The following is a 22,145-nucleotide window of genomic DNA, read 5'->3' on the forward strand; positions in this document are numbered from 1 at the left end:
GGCCCGGGGCGGCCCGTCAGACTCGGGCGGGCAGGCGGATGAGCGCGAGCTGGAAGATCTCGCCCAGGGTGTAGTGCGGCCCCGCCACGGCCCGCTGCACGTCCTCGGCTAGGCGAGGGATTTCGGGCATTGTGGACGCAGAGACCTGCACCATCAGCCGGGCCCGGCGCCGGCGCAGATCGCGACGCTCGGGCACGCCATGGATGCGCGCCTTACGGAGCTGGCGGTCGAACTCGTCGATGATGATCCTGGTGGTCATGGGCCATCCTACGTCGTCGAGGTTGCGTGTAGGTGAATGGGTCAGTCCACGCCCTCGGCCAGCTCCTCGACGTCGGGCACGAACAGCCGGACGTCGGTGACGCCGGTGTAGCCCATGACGAGCGCCTTCTCGTAGACCTTCCGGGGGGTGTCGTGGATCACGACGGTTGCGCTGACGATCGTCTTCCAGTTCGCCCGGGATCCTCCGGACGTGACGTTCCCGGACAGGAGCACGATGCCGTCGCCCAGCTTGGCTCCGGAGTCGCGATCGAAGGCGCGGGCGATGAGGCGGCCCGCTACCTCGACCGGCGACCGCCAGCTGTCCTTGTCGATGTCGCACTGCATGGACACGGTGTCCGGCTCCCCGTGCCATCCCACCCGTAAGACCTCTTCAGGGCGGCTCGGACGATGGCCTCGTTGCGAGCGTCGACCCGCCATGCGCTGGCTTCCCACCGGCCGCCCATGTCCTTGATCCGGCGGTTAAAGTTGAGGTTCGCGTGCGGGGTCTGGACGATGAGGTTGATACCGTCATGCGTGATCTGAATGGCCATGTCGGCGTGCTCCGAGATCTGCCCGCGAGGTCGGGCGGTGGGTAGGCCCCTCGACGGGTCGCCCCGGATTGAGGCGGCCGGTGGAGGGGCCGGAGGCGTGGGCCTCCGGCGGTGCTCAGCTGCTGCAGGCGCAGTCGATGCAGACGAACAACCGCTCGGGGTGCCGTTCCAGGAAGACGCCCTCGCCTAGATCGAGGGCCTCGTTGCACCAGGGGCAGAGGAACTCGCGCACCTGTCCGTCGTCGTCGTCTCGATTGCGATCAAGGTCCTCGACGTAGCGGGGCATCACTCGTCCTCCCCGTCGTCGTAGGGCCCGTACATCCCCCAGATCTCCGCCACGTCATCCTCGGGCAGCATGTCGATGGCGGCCTTGAGGGCGGGCACTCCCTCCAGGATCCGGAGCTTGTCCACGGCCGCGTCGCTCTCGGCCCAAAGCTCCTCGTGTGAGCTCTCGTGTGTGTGCCGGACGTCGTGGTCGACCCTGGCGGTCGTCGCCCGGAGTTCCTGCCCGAGGTGGGCGGCGAATCGGGCGACCTGCTCGGCGAGGGGACCCTGCCCGGCGGCGACGGCGGCAGCATGGGCGTTCACCAGGGCCTGGGGATCGTCGATGTTGATGAGGCCCTGCATCAGGGCGGGGATGGCGGTGTCGGAGGCGGGCTCGATCATGGGGGCGATCTCCTGTGACGGGGGATCCGGGGCGACCGGGCGGCCGCTCCGGCGGGGGTCAGGCGGCCTTCTTGCGAGCCGGCTTCGGCGCGGGGGCCGCCTCGGCCGCCGGGGCCACCGCGTAGCCGACGGGCCGGATCTCGGGCGGCAGCCAGCCGGTCGGGACGACCCGGGCCAGCGCGACCGCGGCAATCTCGAGCTTCGTCGATCCGGCGATCCGGTCCGCCTCGGGCTGCCCCAGGGCCTCCGCGACGGCGCGCAGCGCCACGGCCTTGGGCGCCGACTTGAAGAAGTTGGCCGCGTCCCAGCGCTCCCGAGTCGCCTCCGCCATCCGCGTGGCGTCGAGGCGGGCCTCCAGGGCCTTGGCCCCCTTGGCGCTGGACGGGACGGCGCCGACCGAGTGGATCTGCAGGTCGAGCGCCTTCCCGGCCACGCCGGCGGCGACCGTCAGCAGCGCATCGAGCGGCAGGTCCGCCAGCCTCTGGAAGGCCGCCTCATACTTCTCAGCGTCGGAGGCTTGGCCGCCGGGCGCCTCGTTGTAGCCGTTGAGGGTGATGCGGACCGGAGAGCTGTAGGAGTCCTGGGAGATCGCCGTGGCGAGCAGCGCGGCGAGGGCGACCTGCGGCGAGGCCAGCATCGCGTCGCGCATCGCGAGCGTGCGCTGCTGCGACAGCCGGAGCGTCAGAGCCGCCGAGATCGCCACGGATTCGGGCTGCTCGGCCTGCGCCTGCTGCAGAGCCTTGGCGGCGTCCCCGCCCTCGATCTTGGCGAAAGCCTTCGCGACGGCAGCCGTTGCCGGGCGGACGACGCCAAAGGTCATGTCGATCTTGCCGTCCCGGCCGATCCGGAGGATCACGCCTGAGCGAGCCTTCTGCTCCGGCGTGTAGCCGTCCTGCTTCATGTCCGTCTCGATGTCCTCGGCCTCCTGCTCGGCCGCGGCGACGCCGACGGGGTCGCCGTCGGCGTCGATGATCGCCTGGAGCTCCTCAAGGCGGGCGGTCTCTGCGTCGGTGGCCGCGCGAGGCTCGGCGCGGATGACCTGCCAGGACCAGCGGCAGTTGTCCGGCAGGTGCTCGTCACTGGCCGCCCAAGACCACCCGTCGGCGACGAGCCACGTGACCTCGGCCGCGATCTTCTCGTCGACCAGCCGCTTCAGCAGCGCAGGATCTTGGACCCGGTGGTTCTCGCCGAACAGGTCTTCGACGATCCCGCCGCCCGCCGCGACGTAGGCGTCCCGGCCGACGAAGCCGAGGTTGCGGCTCAGGTCATGGTCCCCCACGCCGAGCTCTGTCCGCACGCAGTGAGCGTAGAGCCGGCCGGCGCCGCGCAGCCTCTCCAGGACTGCGCGCTGCTCGTCGAGCGACGACGCGAGCGTGAAAGCCCTCACGGTGTCGACAGGGTCCCGGCCGAAGTCGCCGGCACGCCAGGCATCCAGCACTTCGTCGGCGAGCTTGCCCAGGGCCAACATCCTCCGGACACGGACGGCGTCGATGCCGAAGCGGGCCGAGATGGTCGCTTCATCCATTCCCTCCTGCTGGAGGGCGTGGAATGCCCGGTACTCGTCGGCCTGGTGCATGCGGGACTGGGTGATGTTCGCGCTGAGCCCGCGCTCGCGGGCAGTCTCGGCGTCGCACTCGATGACGGCCACCGGCGCGTCCGTGCGGATTCGGCCGTCGCAGGCGAGCGTCCGGAGGGCCGCGAGACGGCGGTTGCCGTCGACGACGTAGTGGGCCTGGCCGGCGCCGGGGACGACCGTGAGCGGCAGGAGCAGGCCAAGGGCGTGGATCGAGGCGGCGAGCTGGTCGATGCCATCCTCGCGGCCGGCGAGGCGCACGTTGACGACGCCCTCGGGCGCCGAGGTGTCGTGGCCGTGCATGAGGATGTGGAGGGGGAGCGTCTTGAACATGATGCAGCACCATCAGTTTCGGGGCGGGTAGCGGGGTGGGGCGCCCTTGTCGCCGGGCGCGTCGGCGGGGGAGCCGGTCAGCTAGGCGGCTCCTCTCGGCCGAGGGCGGCCGACGCGAGGGCGATCGCGGCCGTCACGCCGGCAACGCCGGTCGCCTGCACGACGAGGATCTGCACCCGCGCCGGGCCGGGGTCGCCGACAAGGCGGACGTCGCCCTGGTCGTCCCGCCACATGCCCGCGGCGGCGAGGAGCGAATCCGGGACGTGGGCCCCGGACCGCAGGCTCTTCGAGACGCGGCTCTCGCTCATGCCGGCGGCGGTGGCCAAGGCTTTGGAGGTCCCGGCTTCCTGAGCGGCCGCAGCGATGCGGGCGCGGATCTGGCGAGCGGTCAGCTGCAAGGCGCGGCCTCCGGAGCGGGGACCGGGCGGGCGGGGGAGGCAGGCGTCCAGAGCGTCCGCATCGGATCCCCGACGAGGACGAGGTGCCGCTCGACGCCGACGAAATGCATCGCGCGCTCGCTCGGGAGCCGGCGGAGCTTGAGCCATTGGCCCAGGTCTCCCTCGTGGATCCCGCAGGCCTGCGCAAACGCGCGCTGGCTCCCGGCCTCGGCCACGCCAGCGCGCAGCAAGGCGACGATGTGCTCGTAGCTCACGACGGGCACGAGGCTCCCTGCACCTGAGAAGGGTGCGGCATTCATTCAAGTCATCCCTGATAAATTTATTGATATTCCTCTTATTAAGCCACTTGCGAATTTGCGCGCAAGAGCGAAAATGAGGGTACGCGCAGTTTTTTTCGGTTCGAGAAGCGAACTGCCGCTCGGTATCATTTGCAAAAGATCGGGGACGCCGATGCTTCAAAGGATAGATTGCCCGATCCTTGGCGCGAAGACCGCGTCAACTCTTGCGGAAACGCCCGAGTTGCTTGACCTCTCGTGGCGCCGGGCGGGCCACGGGCGCTGGATCGCTGGGCGCACCGAGCTGTCCGATCACCTCCTGCGCCGGTTCCCCAACGCCACCGCCAAGGCCGGCCTGCGCATCGAGGACCGCGTCGTCGTGTGGGACCTCGCATCCGCCGCGGGGGTGCCCGACCTCGCAAAGAGGATCTCCAGGTGGGAGCAGGACGTTCGGCAGGACCTAGCCCACCACGCCCGCGTCGCGCAGGCGAACCGCGGCGTGGAGGAGGACGCCCTCTCCGCCGTTCAAGACGCCCTCGCAGACGAGCTCGCCAGGCACGCGTGGGCATTCAGATCGAAGGGTCCCCTGGCTTGGGGGCTGGCCGGGGCCCGGCGGCTCACGCCCGGGCAGGTTCGCCTCGCTCACGCGCTCCTCGCCGAGGCCCGGGACGTCGTCGCGGCGGTGGATCGCCGGCTCGCCCAGCCTGCCGCGCCGGAGGACGTCGCCGCCGTCAGGGATCCTGACGTCCGGGCCGACCTGCTCGTGGCGTGCCGGCACCTGTCAGGGCTGGATGGGGACCAGGCCCGGGAGCGGAATGGGGTGGGCTGGAGCGCCGTGGCGTTGGCAGAGGGGCACCGCCTCGCCAGCACTGATTCGCTCGACGTCGTCGAGGCCGCGCATGCCCGGGCGCTCGTCTACGCGCACCGGAGGCAGCTCCCCCCGGCGCTGCGCGCCTGCCTTTTCGGAGAGTGACAATGACCACGCTGCGAAAGATCTTCGTCGCTATCCTTCGCTGGTACGGCCTGATGGCGCCGGCAGCCGTGCCTGAGCCGCCCCCACCGGCTGCGCCCCCACGGCAGCCGCTCAGGTCGACGGCCGCCCCGTTGGGCTACCTAATTCGCCGGCACGTGCGCACGATCCAGCGAGACCAGTACGAGCTGGCACTCGGGCCGCCGCCCCCGCTGCCGCCCGAGGTCCGGGCGTGGCTCGCGAAGATGGACGACAGCCAGCTGCGCCGCATCATCCGGACGGCCGACTGGCAAATCCAGGACCACGTCCTCGCCGGCACAGCTGGCCAATGCCACGACCTCGGATACGTCGTACCGCTCCGGCTCTCCTCGCTCACGGAGGGATCCGACGGTCGGGAAGGCCGGTCCGGCAAGGGTGGCCCGGGCCGGGCATGGGAGCAGCACGTCGAGGCCATCATGACGGAGGTTAACGCGCGCGGGTACGGCGGTCCGCGGCGCTGAGGCGTGACTTGTCCTGGTAACTTTCATGCCGCGGGGGGAGGCTCCGTTCGCGGCACAGGCCGTGATGGAGGTTGAGATGTCCGTTTCTGACAGGTTCGCCCGGATCGCCCGGGCCATCGCCGCGATGATCATGGCCGCGCTGCGCGCCATCTTCGGCGGCGTGAAAGAGGCCGGTGCCGCGATCGCGGCCGACGTCCGCATGGTCGGCCGAGGCGTGAGGGACGGCGCCAGCCACGTCGCCCACGTCGCCGGCCGGGGGCTGTCCGGTCCGGCGCAGGTGCTGGACTACGCAGCCGGCGCCTTCGGTGCGACGCTCGGCGCGCTACTGCCCCGCCGGCCCGTCGGACCCCGGGACGTCGCGGACGCTGCCGTCGGCCGGGACGACAGCATGGCGGCGCAGACGTTGACCCAGGTGCCTCCCGCCGCCCGAGCCGAGCTCCATGCCGCCGCCATGCTCGGCAACGCCGTACAGGCCTCCGCCGGGGCCCGGGCAGCCGGCGACGTCCGGATGATCCCGCTCCACGATGCCGACCTGCCGCCGCACTTGGTCCAGTGGCTGGGTGGCCTCTCGCCGAACCAGCTGCGTCACCTCGGTGAGTTGACCACGTGGGTCGTCGCCGCCCACGTCCAGGGCCGCACCCCGATCCCCGGGATTCCGCCGGCTCCAGCCGCGCCCGTGGCTGCCCCGGCCCGGGACGACATGCGGGCGATGCTGGCCCAGATCCGCAGGGCCGCGGCCAACGACCGGGCGGAGGTGGCGGCCATGGCGACGCGCGGCCCCCGCCCGGCGGTTCTGCCGACCGAGGACGACGACGAGGCCTATGACCGCCGCCGTGGGGGGGCGCGTCCCGCCTTCGGCTGAGGTCTGCGACAAGAACGGAAAGGGCCGCCGGCGATCCCGGCGGCCCCTCGCATCTCAGCGGGCGTCCTCAGGCGCCGATGATGTCGCGCAGGCCGGCCGAGAACTCCCGCTCCACGCTCAGAGCCTCACGCAGCGCGGCCGCTTCTGCAACGGCCCGGGCGAGGGCCCGCTCCACGACCTCGATGCGGGCCTCGGCAGCCACCGCGCGGACCTCGGCCTCGCGCTGGTCGGCGCGGGCGTCCTGCAGCCTGTAGGCCAGCCGGGTCACCGAATCGACTGCCTCGTCCCGCCGGGCCCTCCGCTCAGCCGCAGCGAGCTGCACGCCGAGGTGGATCGCGCTGCCGATCGAGGCGAGCCTCCCCCCGCAGTCCATCATGACCTCGGCGGCGATCGCGTTCATGGGGGCCTCCTTGGCGGCGGTGTGTACCCTCAAGATGGGCCTGGGCGGACTCCCTCGTCCAGAGGGCCGGCCCGCCTTTCGAGCGGTATCCCTGGCCTCCGGTTAACCGGGACGTGTCCAGCGAGCGGTTTTGGGGCCGAGGGGCTGTCCTACCGTTACTCCATTCCACGGAATCGGCTGTCGCGATCTTGGTAACGCGGATTTCGAGGGATCCTAGGCGGCCTTTGCAGGTCCTGGTGCGCCCCGTGGCGGGGTCAGCAGGCGGTCCTGGATCGCTGCGAGGACGGCCTCGGAGCGGTAGCGGACCGGCTCCCGGCCAGCCTCCTCCGCCCGCACGGACCGTAAGAGGAGATGCTCCTGCGTGAGCCTAAGCAGCGCCGCTGGAGTGACCGGGCGCGTCAAGGCGTCCCCGCCCCGGGATAGGATCGACCGGACGGCGTCCCCGAGGGCCCTGTCCAGCGTCGCCGCGTCGGGCCGCCCCATGTCGCGCAAGCGCTCCCGCTCACCGGCCTTCCGGCGCCGGCCGAGGTCTCGCTCGTGTGCGACGCGCTGGGCCTCGGACAGGGTGGAGATCTTCATGCGCATGGGGTGGCTCCTCGATGCTGGAGGATGCCCCGGGGCGATGCATACGTCCAAGACATGTCACGCCAGGATGCCCCCGAAACGTGAAATGTCCGCCAAACCTGAACATTTGTTAATTTTGAAGGGCGCACAGGGGGCGCACAGCGCCCGACGGTGGGCGCACGTCGGACTACGCTTCGGCGCGAACTCGCGGCCGGAGGGTCACGACGACTTCGTGGTCCAGCGAGGCCGCGGCGGCGCAGAGGCGGTCCCACCCCCAACCGGCGATGTCACCGGCCCGAAGCTGCGTGCGCGCGTGGCTGTCCCGCATGCCCTCGGGGAAGCCGGTCGCTCGGGTGAGGCGGCACGGCTTGGCTGAGGGGACAGCCGGCATGAGCCGGTCGAGGAATGCCTGGAGGGGGCCGGCGTGGGCCGCCGCGACCTGCGCGGCAAGGCCGTCCTTGGCTCGGGCGGCGTCGGCCTGGCCCCGGGGGCGTCGTAGCTGGCCATCAACTGGTTGCCGCGGATTCCTATCGCAAGCCGGCTGCCAAAAGCGGCCATTCCGCCTAGCGCCCAACACGGCCGTTCAGAACGCTCCGGCACCTTCTTCAAAGCGGACCATCCAGCAATTTCGTTTGTAGCTCTACGGGATACCCAGCTACCATTCACAATGCCGCTTTCACTGTCCTGGATGATAGCCTCATCATTCCGCGGATCTCACCCGCAGCCACGTCGCCAGGGGATTTGACGTCTTCGTATCAGGGGACGCCATTGTGGCCCGGTGCAAGCTCCAAGCTTGGCAAGCCGGATCAGAGCTGGTTTGAGCTCCACAACTTATCCTTAAGCTTGACTTAAGCTACAGGGTCCAACGGCGACGTCTCCGTCCGGCGTAAAAGGAAGGCGATTTCGATGCCTCAAATCAGGTTTCTCAGCCTTGCTTTGGGTTGCTGTTTACTTGTAGTTCAAGCCTCCCCGAGCCACGCGATCGATTCCCACGTAGGCCGGCTTCCCCCATGGCAAGCTGGGGCCAACAACCCTGCAGTCGACAAGGGGTTGGAATTCACGGTTAAGGAGGCCGACAACCTCGCCGACTTCCATGGCGACCTGACCAACGCGCGCCTCGTGCTCTACGTGGGCGGCAATTACTTCTTCGCGATGGCGCCGCTGGTGGCGGCCTTCGAGGCGAAGCACCCTGAGCTCAAGGGCCGGATCTACTACGAGACGATTCCGCCGGGTCTGCTCGTCCGCCAAATGAAGGCCGGCGGGCGCATTACCGTCGGCAACATGACTTGGACGGCCAAGCCCGATGCGTACTTCTCGGGCCTCATGGCGGTAAATCGGCTCATTGAGGCGGGCGATCTTCTCGGCCCCCCGACGATCTACGCGACAAATCAGCTTGCGATCATGGTGCCCAAGGGCAACCCGGCGGGCATCAAGGGCTTGGCCGATCTTGCGCGGCCGGGGCTGACCCTCGCCATGCCCAATCCCGAATTCGAAGGTGTCGCTCGCCAGATCAAGGCCTCCCTGGCCAAGGCGGGGGACGATGATTTGGTGAAGGCCGTCTACGAGACAAAGGTCGCCGACGGGACGACGCTTCTGACGCGGATGCATCATCGCCAGACGCCGGTCTGGCTAATGCAGGGACGCGCACAGGCCGGGGTCACGTGGCGTTCGGAAACCTTGTTCGAAGAGCAGGTTGGATTACCGACCGAGCGCATCGACATCCCGGACGAGCAGAACGCCACCGGCATCTATGCCGGAGCGGTCGTGAAGGACGCCGCGCATCCGGCCGAGGCGAAGCTCTGGCTGGATTTCCTCATGGGCGACGACGCGCGAGCGGTCTTCTCCCGTTATGGTTTTGGCCAATACCGGCCGTGAGGACTGCGGACTATCGTCGTGACGCCGGGCCGCTTCGCCTCATCGGCGGACCGGCGAGGCCTTCGGGCTGCGGGACAGGGCGCGGTTGAGCTTGCGCAAGGCGCGGTCGTCGCGGGTGCAGAGATCGTGGGCGAAGGCCTCCTCCAGATAGGCCGCCTCCGCCGATCGTTTCGTCCGGCCGGCGGCCTCGACCGCCGTCACCGCGCTGAGGACAAGGATTCCGACGAGACATCCGACACTCAGACCCTGCACTGTCGGCCTCACTTCGCGTAATGAAAGCCGGCCTGCTGCAACTCGGGCAGCGTGCCGACGGCGCCGGGGGTCAGGACGACGCCCGGAATGAGATGGTTCGTCAGCTCCGCCAGCGCATCGTGCGAGAGCTTGTCCGGGTTCAGATCGCGCCGGATGAGCGTCCCCGCCTGTTCCCAGATTGCGTTGTGACACGAGAGGAATACGACGCCCCGGGCCATCAGCGCCGGGATCGTGTTGTTCTCCGGCGAGAACATCCCCGCCGGGTCCTGGTAGTTCGCGGCCCCCGCCTGAGCCGCTTTCTTCCGCACGATCAGCGTGTTGGTCTTGAACGCCTCGCCCGCGAGCTTGGTGAGTTGGTACTTGTCCCACATCGCCTGGTCGTAGAGGGCGACATTCGCCGATCCGTGGGTCGCCGAGGCGGCCAGAAAATCGGGATGCTTGAATGACCAGACCTGATTGTTCAGGGCGTTGCGCATGAGGTTCAGCCACGGCCCGCCGATGTCGGTGTTGTCCCAGACCTGGCGGGGGCCTCCCTTGTAGGCGATCACCTCTGACAGGGCCTCGTGGTCCCAGAAATCTGGTCGGTCGAGGATCATCGGCACGATCTTAAAATCCCGCCGGCGCGGGGCCCTCGCCAGACGGTCTGTGAGGTCCCGCAGATTTCGGCTGCCCTCGGGTAGGTCGGCGGCGGTGGTCGCCCCGGCCGGGCGCGCGTCCGCCAAGCCTGCGGCGAGGCCGGCGCCCAGGGCAAGCAGGCTGCGGCGTTCGAGGGTCATGATCGTGCTCCCAGGGGGCCAGTTGCTGTTCAGTGCGGCACGGTCCCGGCAGGAGGTGCCCCCTCACCGAGCGTCACGCCGTCCACGGCCTGACCGTAGAAATCGTAAGGGCTGTCGTGATGGGCCTTGCGGGTCGCCGCGAGATCGCCGGTGAAGCGTGGGTCCTGCGGTCGCTCGCGACTGTCGATATAGGCGGCGACGTCCCAGGCTTCGGCATCGGTGAGGCTGTTGCCCTGGCTCAGCGGCATATTGGCCTTGATGAAGCCTGCCGCGTTGACGACCGAACTCATCCCCGCGCCCCAATTGTAGGAGCGGGCTCCCCACAGTGGCGGGAACACGATCGTCCCGTCCGGGCTCGCCTGCCCGGCACCGTCGCCACCGTGACAGAGGGCGCATTTCGCGGCGTAGACTTCTCGCCCATGGGCCAGATCGAGGCCTTTGGGCTTGGCGAGCTTCGGGTACCCCTGCCCGGGAAGCTTCATGCCTACGGGAGCCCCGTGGGCGAGGAAGGCGGCATAGGTCTCCAGCGCGACCAGGACGGGATCGCCCAGCGGGGGCGCCTTGCCGTTCATGCTGTAGCGGAAGCATCCCTGAAGCCGCTCCGCGAAGGTATTCACGTGACGGTTCTTCGCCCGGTAGGCCGGGTAGACGAGATAGGCCGCCCAGAGGGGAGCGGAATGGCCGAGGCGGCCCCGGTCGAGGTGACAGTTCGTGCAGCGCAGATCGTTGCCGACGAAGGCCCGCGCCTCGGCGCCCGTATCGCGAAAGATGCGCTCGCCCAGGCGAATGACTTGGCCGAAGTCGTCGTCGGAGATGGCGGAATCGGGCTGAGGCACGAAGGGCGGCGCGGTTGTCTCGGCCCCTACGGAACCGAGGGGCGTCAGGACCGCGAGGCCCCCCATCGCCGTTGCCAGCGCGAGGCGGGCTGCGGACCGTCCGGTGAAGCGCGTCATAAGGTTCATCGGCCGCCTCCAATCGCCGTGACAGGAAGAGCGGCGTAGTAGGCAGCGACGGCGGTGGCGTCGTCATCGCTCAGCCGGTCGGCGATCCCCTTCATCAGCCCGAGGGGATCGTTGTGGCGTGTCCCGGCTTTCCAGGCGGAGAGCTGCGCCGCGAGATAGGCGGCCGGCTGGCCGGCCAGCGGCGGGAAGGCGGCGCCGACGCCCTGCCCAGCTGGGCCGTGGCATTGTGCGCAAGCGGGCAATGCCTTCGTCCACTCACCAGTCTGCGCCAGCATTCGGCCGCGGTCGTATGCCGTGTCGTCCGGCTGGGGTGTCCCGTCGGGCGGCGGGGCGCGGAGCCCGGCATAAAAGACGGCCAACGCCCGCCGCTCCTCCGGTGCTAGGCCTTGGGCAATCGGACCCATGATCTCATGGTCCCGGCTGCCGTCGGCGAAGCTGTCGAGCTCGTGTGCGAGGTAGTCCTCCGCGAGGCCTGAAAGACGGGGAAAGCCGCCCTCGGCATTTCCGCCCCCGGAATCCCCGTGGCACGAGGCACAGGCCGGCACGCCGGCCTGTGTTCCGTTACGGGCGATTTCACCACCGTCCATGGCTCGTGCTGGGCAGACAGAAGCACACATCAACAGTCCGCCGAACGCGATGCGGACACTCCTGCTCGCCGCCAGAGCCAACCTGCGACTCATCGGAAGCACAGCGACGAGCGCAGAAAAGGCAAGGTGAGAAACTTTGACCGACGGTGCATGCATTCCGCCATCCTTGCCGTCCTGCTTAAGCCAGGCTTAAGGGGGGCTGCCCCCCGCCGAACAATGGAAAGGCACTCAGCACAAATATCCGTCATCGCGGCGGCGCGCTGGCATCCCGGGCTGGAGGATGCACTGTCGAGAACGTCGGCACGAACATTCCTCTGGTCGAACGCGCCAACGTCCGCTCGACCTTTTCCGGGAGCGCGACAGCCGCCGAACCGGCAGTGGCTCCGGCTTCGCTATGGCAAAGGTAGGTCTCGGCCCGACCTCGCAAGGGGACTTACCAAGGACCGAAGCATCCTGAAGGGGTGGCGTGCAGGATCACGGTTGCAATGGGCAGACCGACACCCTTCACACCCCCTTGAGTAGCCACCGCAGCGGCAGGGCGACAGCCGTGAGGCTCGCCACGCTCATCGCCCAGATCAGCACGAACCAGCCGAACCTGCGCATCAGTGGTACCCCGCTTCCGCCGTGACCTTGCCGCGGAACAGCCAGTACACGTAGGCTGTGTAGGCCAGGACCAGGGGCACCAGCACCGCCGCGCCGTAGAGCAGGAAGCCCTGCGATTTCGGATGCGTCGCCGCCTGCCAGATCGTGACGCTCGGCGGCACGATGTACGGCCACATGCTGATGCCGAGCCCGACATAGGACAGCAGGAAGAAACCGAGCGCGCAGAGGAAGGGCGTGACCTCCTCCCGCCGCCCTAGGGCCTGGGCGAAGCGCCACGCCAGGAGCCCGACCAGGATCGGCACCGGCGCGCCGACGAACAGGCCGGGCAGGCCGAGCCAGCGGGCGCGAAAGGGCGCGCTGATCGCCAGCGTCGTCGCCGAGACCACGGCGATGAGGACCAGCGTCGCCACCGCCAAGGGCTTGGCGAGGTTATACGCCCGGATCTGCAATTCGCCGCTGGTCTTCCAAATCAGCCAGCAGGCCCCGAGCAGGCCGTAGCCTACGACGAGCGCGAAGCCGGTCAGCACAGAGAACGGCGTCAGCCAGTCCCACCAGCCGCCCGCATAGGCCCGGCCCTCGATCCTGATGCCCTGGACGAAGGCGCCGAGCGCGATCCCCTGGCAGAAGGCGGCGACGAAGCTGCCCCAGGAGAAGGCACGGTCCCACCACAGCTGCCCGCGCGGCGTCGCCATGCGGAAGCGCATCTCGAAGGCGACGCCCCGGAACACCAGCGCCAGCAGCATCAGGATCAGTGGCATGTACAGGGCGGGCAGGATCGTGGCGTAGGCCAGCGGAAACACCGCAAACAACCCGCCGCCGCCCAGCACGAGCCAAGTCTCGTTGCCGTCCCAGACGGGGGCGACCGAGTTCACCATCACGTCCCGCTCGGCCTTGCCGCGCACCGCCGGGAACAGGATGCCGAGCCCGAGATCGAACCCGTCCATCGCCACGTAGAGAAACACGGCGGTGGCGATGAGGATCGCCCAGATGAGGGTTAGATCGAGGTCCATGACAGCCTCCCCTCACTCGGCCGGTTGCAGGTGCGCGTCACCGGCGAGTGCCGGCGCCGGAGTAATGCCCGCCGTGCGGACCGGCTGGCCGACGGGCGGGCCGGATTCGTGCGGTCGCGGGGTCTGGTTGAACAGGTGGAACAGGTACCAGATGCCCGCCCCGAACACCGCGAAGTAGACCAGCGCGAAGGCCGCGAGGGAGGCCGCCACGGCGGGGGCGGCGATGGGTGAGACGCTGTCGGCGGTGCGCAGCAGGCCGTAGACCGTGAAGGGCTGGCGGCCGGTTTCCGTCACCACCCAGCCCGCCGTCACCGCGATCAGCCCCGAGGGGCCCATCGCCACGGCGAAGCGGTGCAGCCAGGGCGTCTCGAACAGGCGGCCCTTGTACCGCAGAAACAGCGACCACAGGCCGAGGCCGATCATCAGCATGCCGAGCCCGACCATCACCCGGAAGGCCCAGAACACCAGCGGCAGGTTGGTCGGCCACGTGTCGCGCGGCAGGTCCTTCAGGCCCGTGACCTTCGCGTTCAGATCATGCGCGAGATAGAGGCTGGCGAGGCCCGGGATGCCGATCTCGTATTTGGTCTCGGCGGCCTGCGCGTCCGGCCAGCCGAACAGAATCGAGGGCGCGCGGGTCACGCTGTCGAAGTGGCCCTCCATCGCCGCGACCTTGGCGGGCTGGTGGTGGTAGCTGTTCCCGCCGTGCAGGTCGCCGAGCACCAGTTGCACCGGGGCGACGATCGCCGCCATCCACATCGCCATGGAGAACATCAGCCGGGCGCGGGGATTGGTCCGGTCGCGCAGCAGGTGCCACGCGCCGACCGCGCCGACGATCATCGCCGTCGTCAGATAGGCCGCCGTCACGGTGTGGGCGAAGCGGTAGGGGAAGGACGGGTTGAAGATCACCGCCGTCCAGCTCTCCGGCACGAACCGGCCGTCGGCATCGAGCGAGTAGCCCGCGGGCGTCTGCATCCAGGAATTGGCGGACAATATCCAGAAGGCCGAGAGCAGCGTGCCGCCCGCGACGAGGCAGGTCGCCAGGAAGTGCAGGCGGGGGCCCACCCGCTCCATCCCGAACAGCATCACCCCGAGGAAGCCCGCCTCCAGGAAGAAGGCGGTCAGCACCTCATAGCCGAGCAGCGGCCCGAGCACGGGAGCGGTCTTGTCCGAGAAGACCGACCAGTTGGTGCCGAACTGGTAGCTCATCACCAGCCCCGACACGACGCCCATGGCGAAGGCTACGGCGAAGACCTTCAGCCAGTAGCGGTAGGTGTCGAGATAGACTGGCTTGTCGGTGGCGAGCCAGAAGGCTTCCAGCACCGCGAGATAGCTCGCCAGCCCGATGGTGAAAGCCGGGAACAGGAAGTGCCAGACGACCGTGAAGGCGAACTGACTGCGGGCGAGGTCGAGCGCGCTCGGGAGATGGTTGGCCAGCATCCGTGGGCGCTGCCTTTGGCGGGAATGGGGACATCCGGGAGGCCCGCCATGGACCGTACCGAACCAAGCATGCCGCCGGAATGTCGCCCCGCCTTCATATGCCACAGCTCGGGCGTGTCAATACAAGTTTATGATGCGAAGACCTACTCGATATGAATTTGCATATTGACCGGCATCGTAGCGAGGTCCACGGTGCTGACCACACTGTTGAAACGTCGAGAGTTGTTCCATGAGTATCGAAACCGACACCGATCCGCCCGTGCCGCCGCCCGCCTGCCCGCCGATCATCGGCGACGTCGCGCCGAACTTTCGCGCGCGGACGACGATGGGCCCGCGGACGCTCGCCTCGTATCGCGGACGCTGGCTGGTGTTCTTCTCCCACCCGGCCGACTTCACCCCCGTCTGCACCAGCGAGTTCGTCGCGTTCGCCCAGGCCTACGAGGCCTTTCGGGACACCGACTGCGACCTGCTCGCCCTGTCCGTCGACAGCCTTTCCTCCCACTTGGCCTGGAAGCACAGCATCGAGCAGCGTTTCGGCGTGCGGGTGCCATTCCCTATCGTCGAAGATCCCGCCATGGGCATCGCCCGGGCCTACGGCATGCTGCCGGCTGGCTCGACGTCGAGCGCCACCGTCCGGACCACGTTCGTCATCGATCCTGAAGGCATCGTGCGGGCGCTGGTCGCCTACCCGCTGACGGTGGGCCGCAGCATCGCCGAGATCCTTCGGCTGGTGCAGGCGCTCCAAGCCTGCGACGCATCGGACGTCTCGACGCCGGAGGGATGGCAACCCGGCGACCAGGTGCTTGTGAACCCGCCTCTGACGAGCGACGAGATCGCCCAGCCAGGCGCTGCGGGGCAGGACTGGTACTACCGCTTGGGAAGCCTGTGATGGCCTCCGGCACGGACGAGGCGACGGCGATCCTGATCGCCGACCTGCTCAAGGTCGCCGCCAACCCGAACCGGCTGCGCATCCTGTATCTCCTGGCGGAGGGAGAGCGATCCGTCTCTGAGATCGAGCAGCAGCTCGGCATCCGCCAACCAACGCTGTCGCAGCAGCTCGGGGAGCTGCGCAACGCTGAGGTCGTGGCCACGCGGCGCGAGCACAAGGTGGTGTTCTACAGCCTGAGCGACGCCCGCATGCAGGCCCTCCTCGACGCGTTCGACGACATCCTGATCGCGGGTCGACCGCGGAGAAGCTTGCCTGCGCGCAGCCCGGATGCGCGAGCGCGGGCGCTCGGCCAAGCGGCGATGTTCGGTCAGGTCGGAGAACCTTGACGGACGCTGTCGCTCCGTTCCTAGCGCCGCTCGCTGGCGCTGGCGCGCCGCTCCGAACACGTGCCTCACGGTCCGGAACCCTAGCTGTCGGCTGAGGGCATGCGATTGAGCCCGCATCGTCGACGCACAGCGAGCGGCGCCGGGACAAAGCCGGCGCCGCTTAGCTTCAGGCGGCTGCCTTCTCCGGCTTAGCCATCCATTCGCGTCCCTTGAGCATGGCCTTCCAGTAGATTGGAGGCAGCATCCGCTCCTTCAGGAGCCATGCGAGGTGGCTCGGCTTCGTCCCGTCGATCAGCCATGCGGGGAAGCTCGGCATGAGCTTGCCGCCGTAGCCGAACTCCGCGAGCAGGATCTTACCTCGCTCGACCGTGAGCGGACACGAGCCGTAGCCGTCGTAGGCGACCTCGGCCCCGCGCAGGTGGCCCATCTCGACGAGGAGGTTGTGGGCCACCACGGGCGCCTGCTTGCGCGCGGCGGCGGCGGTCTTGGCGTTGGGCGCGTTGCAGGCGTCGCCGAGCGCGTAGACCTCGGGGAAGCGACGGTGTCGCAGGCTCCCGGGGTCCACATCGACCCAGCCGGCGGCATCGGCCAGGGGCGAGACGCGGACGAAGTCGGGCGCCTGCTGCGGCGGGACGACGTGGATCATGTCGAAGCCGGTCTCAACCGTCTCGCTGCCGCCCTCCTCCGTCTTGCGCGAGAACCACGCGCGCCGAGCCGGACCGTCGATCCGGGTCAGGGTGTGATTGAAATTCAGGTTCGCGTCGTAGCGCTTCACGTAATTCATCAGGGCCGGGACGTATTCCTTCACGCCGAACAGGACTGGACCGGCATTGTAGAGCTCGACCGCGATGTCCCCGAGCCGCCCCTGCCGCAGCCAGTGGTCGGCGGAAAGGTACATCGCCTTCTGCGGGGCGCCGGCGCACTTGATCGGCATCGGCGGCTGCGTGAAGACGGCGCGGCCCGCCCGCAGGTTCCGCACGAGGTCCCAGGTGTAGGGGGCGAGGTCGTAGCGGTAGTTCGAGGTGACCCCGTTCCGCCCGAGGGTTTCGGCGAGCCCCTCGATGCCGGCCCAGTTCAGCTTGAGGCCGGGCGCGACCACGAGGCGGTCGTAGCGCACCACCCGGCACCCTTCCAAGATTACCGCCTTGCGCTCGGGCTCGAAGGCCGCAACCGCCGCCTTGATCCAGCGCACGCCGTTCGGGATCAGGGAAGCCATGGTCCTGGCCGTGGCGGCGGGCTCGAACACTCCGCCGCCGACCATCGTCCAGCCCGGCTGGTAATAGTGCACGTCCGCCGGATCGATGACGGCGATGTCGAGGTCGGGTTTGCGCGCCTTCAGGCTCGCCGCGACGGCGATGCCGCCGGCCCCGCCGCCGACGACGACCACACTGTGGAACTGGTCGGCGTGCTCAGTAGGAACCCGGCCGCCTGCCGCGATGCGCCGGACGACGCCGCTCAGTTCGTATCCGGCCGCCTTGGTGGCAGCCAGGATGTCCGGAAGCGGCCGCGCAGCTGCCGCCTCGCCGAGCGCCCACAGCGTCGCGGAGCGGGTTCCGGTGCGGCAGAAGGCGAGCACCGGCTTCGGCAGGGCCGCGAGCTCGCCGCGGAAGGCCATCACATCCCCATCCGTCACCTTGCCCGACGTGACGGGTAGGTACCGCGCCTCCAGGCCGGCCGCACGCGCGGCGGCCTCCAACTCCGAGAAGCCCGGCTGGTCGCCGCCCTCGCCATCGGGGCGGTTGCAGATCACCGCCCGGAAGCCCGACTCGGCCGCCGCCGCGAGATCGGAGGGAGCGAGCTGACCCGTCACCGACAGGTCCGGGGAGAGGCGTTTGACGTCCATGGCTAGATCCTCATCTGATAGATTTATATTATGAGTTGCGATTTCTATAAATCATACGTTGACCTCCACCGCAAGAAGGTCCACCAGTGACGAAAGCGACGATCCTTTCATTTTGTTTTTTTATTAAATGAATGACAGTCGGGATCGGGGCTTGCCGGCCGCCGACCGGCTCGACCGGTCGTCGACAAGGCCCCTGGACGCGGAGGTCACCGCCGATGAATGCGCTTCCCGCCATCTTGTCCGGCTCAGGGGTCGGCTTCACGCTCGGACTCATCGGCGGCGGCGGCTCGATCCTGGCGACGCCGCTTCTGCTGTACGTGGTCGGCATGGCCCAGCCGCACCTCGCCATTGGAACCGGCGCTCTGGCGGTCGCGGCCAACGCGTTCCTGACCCTCGTCGGGCACGCCAGGTCCGGCAACGTGCGTTGGCGCTGCGCCGTCGTGTTCGCCGGAGTCGGCATCCTTGGCGCCCTCGTCGGCTCGACGTTCGGCAAGGCGGTCGACGGCCAGCGCCTGCTCTTCCTCTTCGCGATGCTGATGGTCGTCGTGGGCATCCACATGCTGCGGGGTCGCAAGGTTCAGAGTGGAACCTCGGAGCCTGTCGGATGCGGTCCGGTACCGAGTTGGAAGGTCGTGGCCGTCGCCTTCGCGGTCGGGGTCCTGTCGGGCTTCTTCGGGATCGGCGGCGGGTTCCTGATCGTGCCGGGCCTCGTCTTCGCCACCGGCATGCCGCTGATCACTGCGGTCGGCACCTCGCTGCTCGCCGTTGGTGCCTTCGGCCTCGCCACAGCAACGAATTACGCCCTGTCCGGAATGGTCGATTGGGCCGTCGCCGGGGAATTCATCGCCGGCGGCCTCGTCGGCGGTTTCTTGGGTATGCGGCTGGCCAACCGGCTCTCTGGCTACAAGGGCGCGCTCGACACGGTATTCGCCACCGTCATCTTCGGTGTCGCCGGCTACATGCTCTACCGCAACGCCGGCGCTTTCGCCGCGACGCCTTGACCGTCGCCGAGGCGGGCGCCCGGTGCCGCACCCGCTTCGATGACCACCGGACGGCACCTTTCAGGAAAACCGCCATGACCCCCAATGTCGGTAGCATCGATCGCATCCTGCGCCTCGTCGTCGGCCTTCTGATCGCAGGCCTGGGCTACACGATGCTCGCCGGAGTCTGGGCCCTTGCCGCCGTCGGCATCGGCGCCGTGATGGCGTTGACCGCCCTCGTCGGGTTCTGCCCAGCCTACACGATCCTAGGGATCAACACCTGCCGACGCCGGCTTCCCGGCGCGTGACCCCACCCGTCCAAGGACGACCGACAGGAGACAAGCAATGACCGAAGCCCGTGGCCCCGAACCCGTCATCCAAGCCTTCTTCGACGAGCCCACCAACACGGTGAGCTACATCGTGGCCGATCCCGAGACGAAGCAGGCGGCCTTCATCGATCCGGTGCTCGACTACGATCACAACGGCGGCAGCGTCGACACTCGCTCCGTTGAGGCGATGCTGACGGCCGCCGACGAGGCGGGCTACACGGTGGTCTGGACGCTGGAAACCCACGCGCACGCCGACCACCTCTCCGGCTCGCCCTACGTGAAGGCCAAGACCGGCACGAAGATCGGCATCGGCGAGCACATCAAGGAGGTCCAGAAGATCTTCCGCCCGGTCTTCAACGCCACCGACCTAAAGACCGACGGCAGCGATTTCGACCACCTCTTCGTGGACGGCGAGACGTTTGCCATCGGCAATCTCGCCGTCGAGGTGCTGTACACGCCAGGCCATACGCCGGCTGACATCTGCTACCGCATCGGCGGCCACGTCTTCGTCGGCGATACGCTGTTCATGCCCGATTTCGGTACCGCGCGGGCCGACTTCCCCGGCGGCGACGTGCGCACCCTCTATCGCTCGATCCGCAAGTTGCTGGCCCTGCCTCCGGCGACGGTGCTTCACCTCTGCCACGACTACAAGGCGCCGGGCCGCGACGTGTACGCCTGGGAGACCACGGTCGGCGAGCAGCGCGAGCGCAACGTTCATGTGAAGGAGGGCGTGAGCGAGGAGGAGTTCACCGCCATGCGCACCGCCCGGGACGCGACGCTGGCTGCGCCGCGCCTTCTGCTGCCGTCGATCCAGGTCAATATCCGCGCCGGCAAGTTCCCCCCGGCCGAGGCGAACGGCGTTCGTTACCTGACCATTCCGGTCAAACTGAAAGGCGGAGCGGAATTGGGCGTTTGACAGGGCTCATCGGTATTGGGCGTACCTGAGCCGATGATGGACCTCCTGCCTGCGCATCTCCTCCGGGCGGCCCTCGGCCTCGTGCTGGGTGCCGTGCTCGGGATGGTCGCGCGCCGGGGGCGGTTCTGCACGTTGGGCGCCATCGAAGATGCCGTCTATGCGCGCGACACGCGCCGCGCCCGGGCATGGTTGCTGGCCACCGGCATCGCCGTGGTGGGCACGCAGCTTTTGGAATCCGAATTCGGTCTCGACCTCGCCCGGTCGATCTATGCGGGGCCGCGCTTCGAATGGGGCGCGATGATCCTCGGCGGAACGATGTTCGGCTTCGGCATGGCGCTCGTCGGCACCTGCAGCTTCGGCGCGTTGCTGCGGCTCGGCGGGGGAGATCTGCGCGCCCTCCTCGTCCTCCTCGTGCTCGGCCTCTCGGCCTACATGGCGATCAGCGGCGTGACAGCCTTTCTGCGCGTGACGCTCACCGCACCGCTCAGCCTCGATCTCGGTAGCCAGCGGCTCGGGGCCTTGTTGAAGCTGGATCAGACCGGCCGCGTGGCCTTCAGCGTCATTGCAGGCATCGGCTTCTGCCTCGTGGCGCTGACGGGCAAAGACTTCCGTCGGACTCAGCGGCTCCTCATCGGCGCCATCGCCATCGGGCTCGTCATCGTCGCCGGGTGGTGGACGAACGGGAGCGCGGGTTTCGACGAGTTCGAAACCCGGGCGGTCGGCTCCTTCAGCTTCGCACGGCCGGTCGGCGATACCCTCCTCTATGCCATGCTCGCGAGCGGCACGCGGATCGATTTCGGCGTGGCCTCGGTCCTCGGCGTCGTGCTCGGGTCCTTCGCGGCGGCGCGCGCTGCGGGTGAATTTCACTGGGAGGCGCCCGATGATGCCCGCGAGGTGAAGCGCCACCTGCTCGGCGCCTTCCTGATGGGCACCGGCGGCGTCACGGCGCTGGGCTGCACCATCGGCCAGGGATTGAGCGGGCTTTCGACGCTGTCGGTCGGCTCGATTCTCGCCCTCGGCGCGATCCTCGTCGGGGCTCGCGCGGGGCTCTACTACCTCGTGGACCGGCACACTTGAGGGTTTCGCCGGTTACGGTGTCCGTCCGTTGCAGAATGCGCGGTGCAGGGCGGCGATGATCTCGCGAACCTCGGGCCGGGCCAGCGCATAATAGATGTTCTTGCCGTCACGGCGGGCCTCGACGAGATCGTCGGCCCGTAACCGAGCCAGTTGCTGGGACACGGCCGGTTGCCGCAGATTCAGCAATTGCTCCAGTTCCGAGACCGAGCGCTCGCCCTCGACCAGCAGACAGAGGATGACGAGGCGCGCCTCGTGCCCGAGGGCTTTGAGCAGTTCGCTGGCATCGCGGGCATTGGCCAGCAACAGATCCAGGTCGAGGCTGCCCGGGGCCTCGACGCTCGTCACCGGTTGCGCCTGTTGCAACGGCATCATCCCACCCTTTTCCTCGCCGCCCGAAGCCCGTTACGGGGATCCGGGGAGCCGTTCGAGCAACCGCTCGGCCCGTCCCCAGAAGAAATCCTCACCCGGATAGCCCTCGATCCGGTCGAGCTCGGACCCGTCTTCGACGAGGACGAATGTCGGTGTGTAGCGGATCGGGCGCTTGAGCGTGAGTCCGGGAGGGAGGCCTGCGTCGAGATCGACACGGCGCAACGGCGCCCGCTTCCCGATATCCGTCTTCGGGTAGATCGGCCCGATCTCCTTGTCCCAGGCCTTGCACCACGGGCAGCCGCGCCGCTCGAACTTGATCAGCTCGGCGGCCTCAACGATGCCGGGCCATAGGGCGAACCCCCACGCCCCCGCCATGACGGCTCGCCTCGTTCCCCGCATCGGTCTTCCCAAGCCCAGGACCACTGATCCTTATATAGCAAAAGACGAATGTGTTCGAGGGGCATCGGCGCAGCCGCCGGGATCGTGATCGCCCTCGGCGCGGAG

Annotated in this window: 28 protein-coding genes and 1 pseudogene; 10 read left to right on the top strand and 19 right to left on the bottom strand. The window is 68.6% G+C overall.

What is annotated here, in order from left to right; all coding sequences use genetic code 11:
- Positions 1-16 precede the first annotated feature (16 nt).
- The 7 genes from J3A75_RS05660 to J3A75_RS05690 form a co-directional block, all read right to left on the bottom strand.
- Positions 17-259, bottom strand: coding sequence for a hypothetical protein (locus tag J3A75_RS05660; protein ID WP_059407890.1), 243 nt, complete (start codon positions 257-259; stop codon positions 17-19).
- A 41-nt stretch (positions 260-300) separates the two neighbouring features.
- A complete protein-coding gene (locus tag J3A75_RS05665) occupies positions 301-609 on the bottom strand; it encodes a hypothetical protein (protein ID WP_159392709.1) in 309 nt (102 codons plus the stop codon).
- A gap of 315 nt (positions 610-924) precedes the next feature.
- Positions 925-1,095 (bottom strand): hypothetical protein, encoded by a 171-nt coding sequence (locus J3A75_RS05670; protein WP_159392710.1) that lies wholly within the window; start codon positions 1,093-1,095, stop codon positions 925-927.
- The gene (locus J3A75_RS05675) at positions 1,095-1,475 is read right to left on the bottom strand and encodes a hypothetical protein (protein WP_059407886.1); all 381 of its coding nucleotides are present in this window, start codon (positions 1,473-1,475) and stop codon (positions 1,095-1,097) included. The genes J3A75_RS05670 and J3A75_RS05675 overlap by 1 nt, the downstream gene beginning before the upstream one ends.
- 58 nt (positions 1,476-1,533) lie before the next feature.
- Positions 1,534-3,381, bottom strand: a complete 1,848-nt coding sequence (locus J3A75_RS05680) for a ParB/RepB/Spo0J family partition protein (RefSeq protein ID WP_059407884.1) — start codon at positions 3,379-3,381, stop codon at positions 1,534-1,536.
- 77 nt (positions 3,382-3,458) lie between these two features.
- A complete protein-coding gene (locus J3A75_RS05685; protein WP_059407882.1) occupies positions 3,459-3,779 on the bottom strand; it encodes a hypothetical protein in 321 nt (106 codons plus the stop codon).
- Positions 3,770-4,078, bottom strand: coding sequence for a helix-turn-helix domain-containing protein (locus J3A75_RS05690; RefSeq protein ID WP_142582427.1), 309 nt, complete (start codon positions 4,076-4,078; stop codon positions 3,770-3,772). The genes J3A75_RS05685 and J3A75_RS05690 overlap by 10 nt, the downstream gene beginning before the upstream one ends.
- Positions 4,079-4,298: 220 nt before the next feature.
- On the opposite strand from J3A75_RS05690, the gene J3A75_RS05695 reads away from it, so the two are divergent.
- The 3 genes from J3A75_RS05695 to J3A75_RS05705 all read left to right on the top strand — a co-directional run bounded on the left by J3A75_RS05695 (position 4,299) and on the right by J3A75_RS05705 (position 6,386).
- The gene (locus J3A75_RS05695) at positions 4,299-5,027 is read left to right on the top strand and encodes a hypothetical protein (RefSeq protein ID WP_142582428.1); all 729 of its coding nucleotides are present in this window, start codon (positions 4,299-4,301) and stop codon (positions 5,025-5,027) included.
- A 2-nt stretch (positions 5,028-5,029) separates the two neighbouring features.
- Positions 5,030-5,524, top strand: a complete 495-nt coding sequence (locus tag J3A75_RS05700; RefSeq protein ID WP_059407876.1) for a hypothetical protein — start codon at positions 5,030-5,032, stop codon at positions 5,522-5,524.
- Between the two features lie 76 nt (positions 5,525-5,600).
- Positions 5,601-6,386, top strand: a complete 786-nt coding sequence (locus J3A75_RS05705; RefSeq protein WP_142582429.1) for a hypothetical protein — start codon at positions 5,601-5,603, stop codon at positions 6,384-6,386.
- A gap of 67 nt (positions 6,387-6,453) precedes the next feature.
- Here J3A75_RS05705 and J3A75_RS05710 read toward each other — a convergent pair whose 3' ends face one another.
- Together J3A75_RS05710 and J3A75_RS05715 are read right to left on the bottom strand one after the other, a co-directional pair.
- Positions 6,454-6,786, bottom strand: coding sequence for a hypothetical protein (locus J3A75_RS05710; protein ID WP_059407872.1), 333 nt, complete (start codon positions 6,784-6,786; stop codon positions 6,454-6,456).
- 213 nt (positions 6,787-6,999) lie between these two features.
- The gene (locus J3A75_RS05715; RefSeq protein WP_059407870.1) at positions 7,000-7,371 is read right to left on the bottom strand and encodes a hypothetical protein; all 372 of its coding nucleotides are present in this window, start codon (positions 7,369-7,371) and stop codon (positions 7,000-7,002) included.
- Between the two features lie 885 nt (positions 7,372-8,256).
- On the opposite strand from J3A75_RS05715, the gene J3A75_RS05720 reads away from it, so the two are divergent.
- A complete protein-coding gene (locus tag J3A75_RS05720) occupies positions 8,257-9,225 on the top strand; it encodes a molybdate ABC transporter substrate-binding protein (RefSeq protein ID WP_059407868.1) in 969 nt (322 codons plus the stop codon).
- A gap of 39 nt (positions 9,226-9,264) precedes the next feature.
- On the opposite strand, the gene J3A75_RS05725 is transcribed toward J3A75_RS05720, so the two are convergent.
- The 7 genes from J3A75_RS05725 to J3A75_RS05755 all read right to left on the bottom strand — a co-directional run bounded on the left by J3A75_RS05725 (position 9,265) and on the right by J3A75_RS05755 (position 14,852).
- Complete coding sequence (locus J3A75_RS05725) at positions 9,265-9,477, bottom strand: hypothetical protein (protein WP_142582430.1); 213 nt, start codon at positions 9,475-9,477, stop codon at positions 9,265-9,267.
- A gap of 8 nt (positions 9,478-9,485) precedes the next feature.
- Positions 9,486-10,253 (bottom strand): transcriptional initiation protein Tat, encoded by a 768-nt coding sequence (locus J3A75_RS05730; RefSeq protein WP_059407866.1) that lies wholly within the window; start codon positions 10,251-10,253, stop codon positions 9,486-9,488.
- Between the two features lie 29 nt (positions 10,254-10,282).
- A complete protein-coding gene (locus tag J3A75_RS05735; protein WP_244612611.1) occupies positions 10,283-11,215 on the bottom strand; it encodes a c-type cytochrome in 933 nt (310 codons plus the stop codon).
- Positions 11,212-11,958, bottom strand: a complete 747-nt coding sequence (locus J3A75_RS05740; protein ID WP_083374276.1) for a c-type cytochrome — start codon at positions 11,956-11,958, stop codon at positions 11,212-11,214. Before J3A75_RS05740 ends, J3A75_RS05735 begins: the two co-directional genes overlap by 4 nt.
- A gap of 348 nt (positions 11,959-12,306) precedes the next feature.
- On the bottom strand, positions 12,307-12,405 hold the full coding sequence (locus J3A75_RS05745; protein ID WP_083374277.1) for a DUF2474 family protein: 99 nt from the start codon (positions 12,403-12,405) through the stop codon (positions 12,307-12,309).
- Entirely contained in the window at positions 12,405-13,415 is a 1,011-nt protein-coding gene (cydB, locus tag J3A75_RS05750) for a cytochrome d ubiquinol oxidase subunit II (protein ID WP_059407862.1), read from the bottom strand. The genes J3A75_RS05745 and cydB overlap by 1 nt, the downstream gene beginning before the upstream one ends.
- Positions 13,416-13,427: 12 nt before the next feature.
- Positions 13,428-14,852 carry a cytochrome ubiquinol oxidase subunit I gene (locus J3A75_RS05755; protein ID WP_059407860.1) on the bottom strand — a complete coding sequence of 475 codons (1,425 nt, stop codon included), beginning with the start codon at positions 14,850-14,852 and terminating at the stop codon, positions 13,428-13,430.
- Between the two features lie 229 nt (positions 14,853-15,081).
- Between J3A75_RS05755 and J3A75_RS05760 the strand changes: the two genes are divergently transcribed.
- On the top strand, positions 15,082-15,741 hold the full coding sequence (locus J3A75_RS05760; protein ID WP_059407858.1) for a peroxiredoxin: 660 nt from the start codon (positions 15,082-15,084) through the stop codon (positions 15,739-15,741).
- Positions 15,741-16,010: pseudogene (locus J3A75_RS05765) on the top strand (ArsR/SmtB family transcription factor); the annotation flags it as partial. The gene J3A75_RS05760 and the pseudogene J3A75_RS05765, both read left to right, overlap by 1 nt.
- A 283-nt stretch (positions 16,011-16,293) precedes the next feature.
- Here J3A75_RS05765 and J3A75_RS05770 read toward each other — a convergent pair.
- Positions 16,294-17,970, bottom strand: a complete 1,677-nt coding sequence (locus tag J3A75_RS05770; RefSeq protein WP_059407854.1) for a bifunctional protein tyrosine phosphatase family protein/NAD(P)/FAD-dependent oxidoreductase — start codon at positions 17,968-17,970, stop codon at positions 16,294-16,296.
- A gap of 215 nt (positions 17,971-18,185) precedes the next feature.
- Between J3A75_RS05770 and J3A75_RS05775 the strand changes: the two genes are divergently transcribed.
- The 4 genes from J3A75_RS05775 (at position 18,186) to J3A75_RS05790 (ending at position 21,272) form a co-directional block, all read left to right on the top strand.
- A complete protein-coding gene (locus J3A75_RS05775; protein WP_059407852.1) occupies positions 18,186-18,971 on the top strand; it encodes a sulfite exporter TauE/SafE family protein in 786 nt (261 codons plus the stop codon).
- 74 nt (positions 18,972-19,045) lie between these two features.
- On the top strand, positions 19,046-19,258 hold the full coding sequence (locus J3A75_RS05780) for a DUF2892 domain-containing protein (protein WP_059407847.1): 213 nt from the start codon (positions 19,046-19,048) through the stop codon (positions 19,256-19,258).
- 37 nt (positions 19,259-19,295) lie between these two features.
- Positions 19,296-20,195 (top strand): MBL fold metallo-hydrolase, encoded by a 900-nt coding sequence (locus J3A75_RS05785; RefSeq protein WP_059407845.1) that lies wholly within the window; start codon positions 19,296-19,298, stop codon positions 20,193-20,195.
- A 33-nt stretch (positions 20,196-20,228) separates the two neighbouring features.
- Positions 20,229-21,272 carry a YeeE/YedE family protein gene (locus tag J3A75_RS05790; RefSeq protein WP_059407843.1) on the top strand — a complete coding sequence of 348 codons (1,044 nt, stop codon included), beginning with the start codon at positions 20,229-20,231 and terminating at the stop codon, positions 21,270-21,272.
- A 12-nt stretch (positions 21,273-21,284) separates the two neighbouring features.
- Here J3A75_RS05790 and J3A75_RS05795 read toward each other — a convergent pair whose 3' ends face one another.
- Together J3A75_RS05795 and J3A75_RS05800 are read right to left on the bottom strand one after the other, a co-directional pair.
- Complete coding sequence (locus J3A75_RS05795) at positions 21,285-21,641, bottom strand: ArsR/SmtB family transcription factor (protein ID WP_043379005.1); 357 nt, start codon at positions 21,639-21,641, stop codon at positions 21,285-21,287.
- Between the two features lie 33 nt (positions 21,642-21,674).
- Positions 21,675-22,016: a thioredoxin family protein gene (locus J3A75_RS05800; protein ID WP_185156780.1), complete on the bottom strand. Its 342-nt coding sequence runs from the start codon at positions 22,014-22,016 to the stop codon at positions 21,675-21,677.
- Positions 22,017-22,145 lie beyond the last annotated feature (129 nt).

It is taken from the genome of Methylobacterium sp. PvP105 (genome assembly GCF_017876975.1).
Classification (GTDB): Bacteria; Pseudomonadota; Alphaproteobacteria; order Rhizobiales; family Beijerinckiaceae; genus Methylobacterium; species Methylobacterium radiotolerans.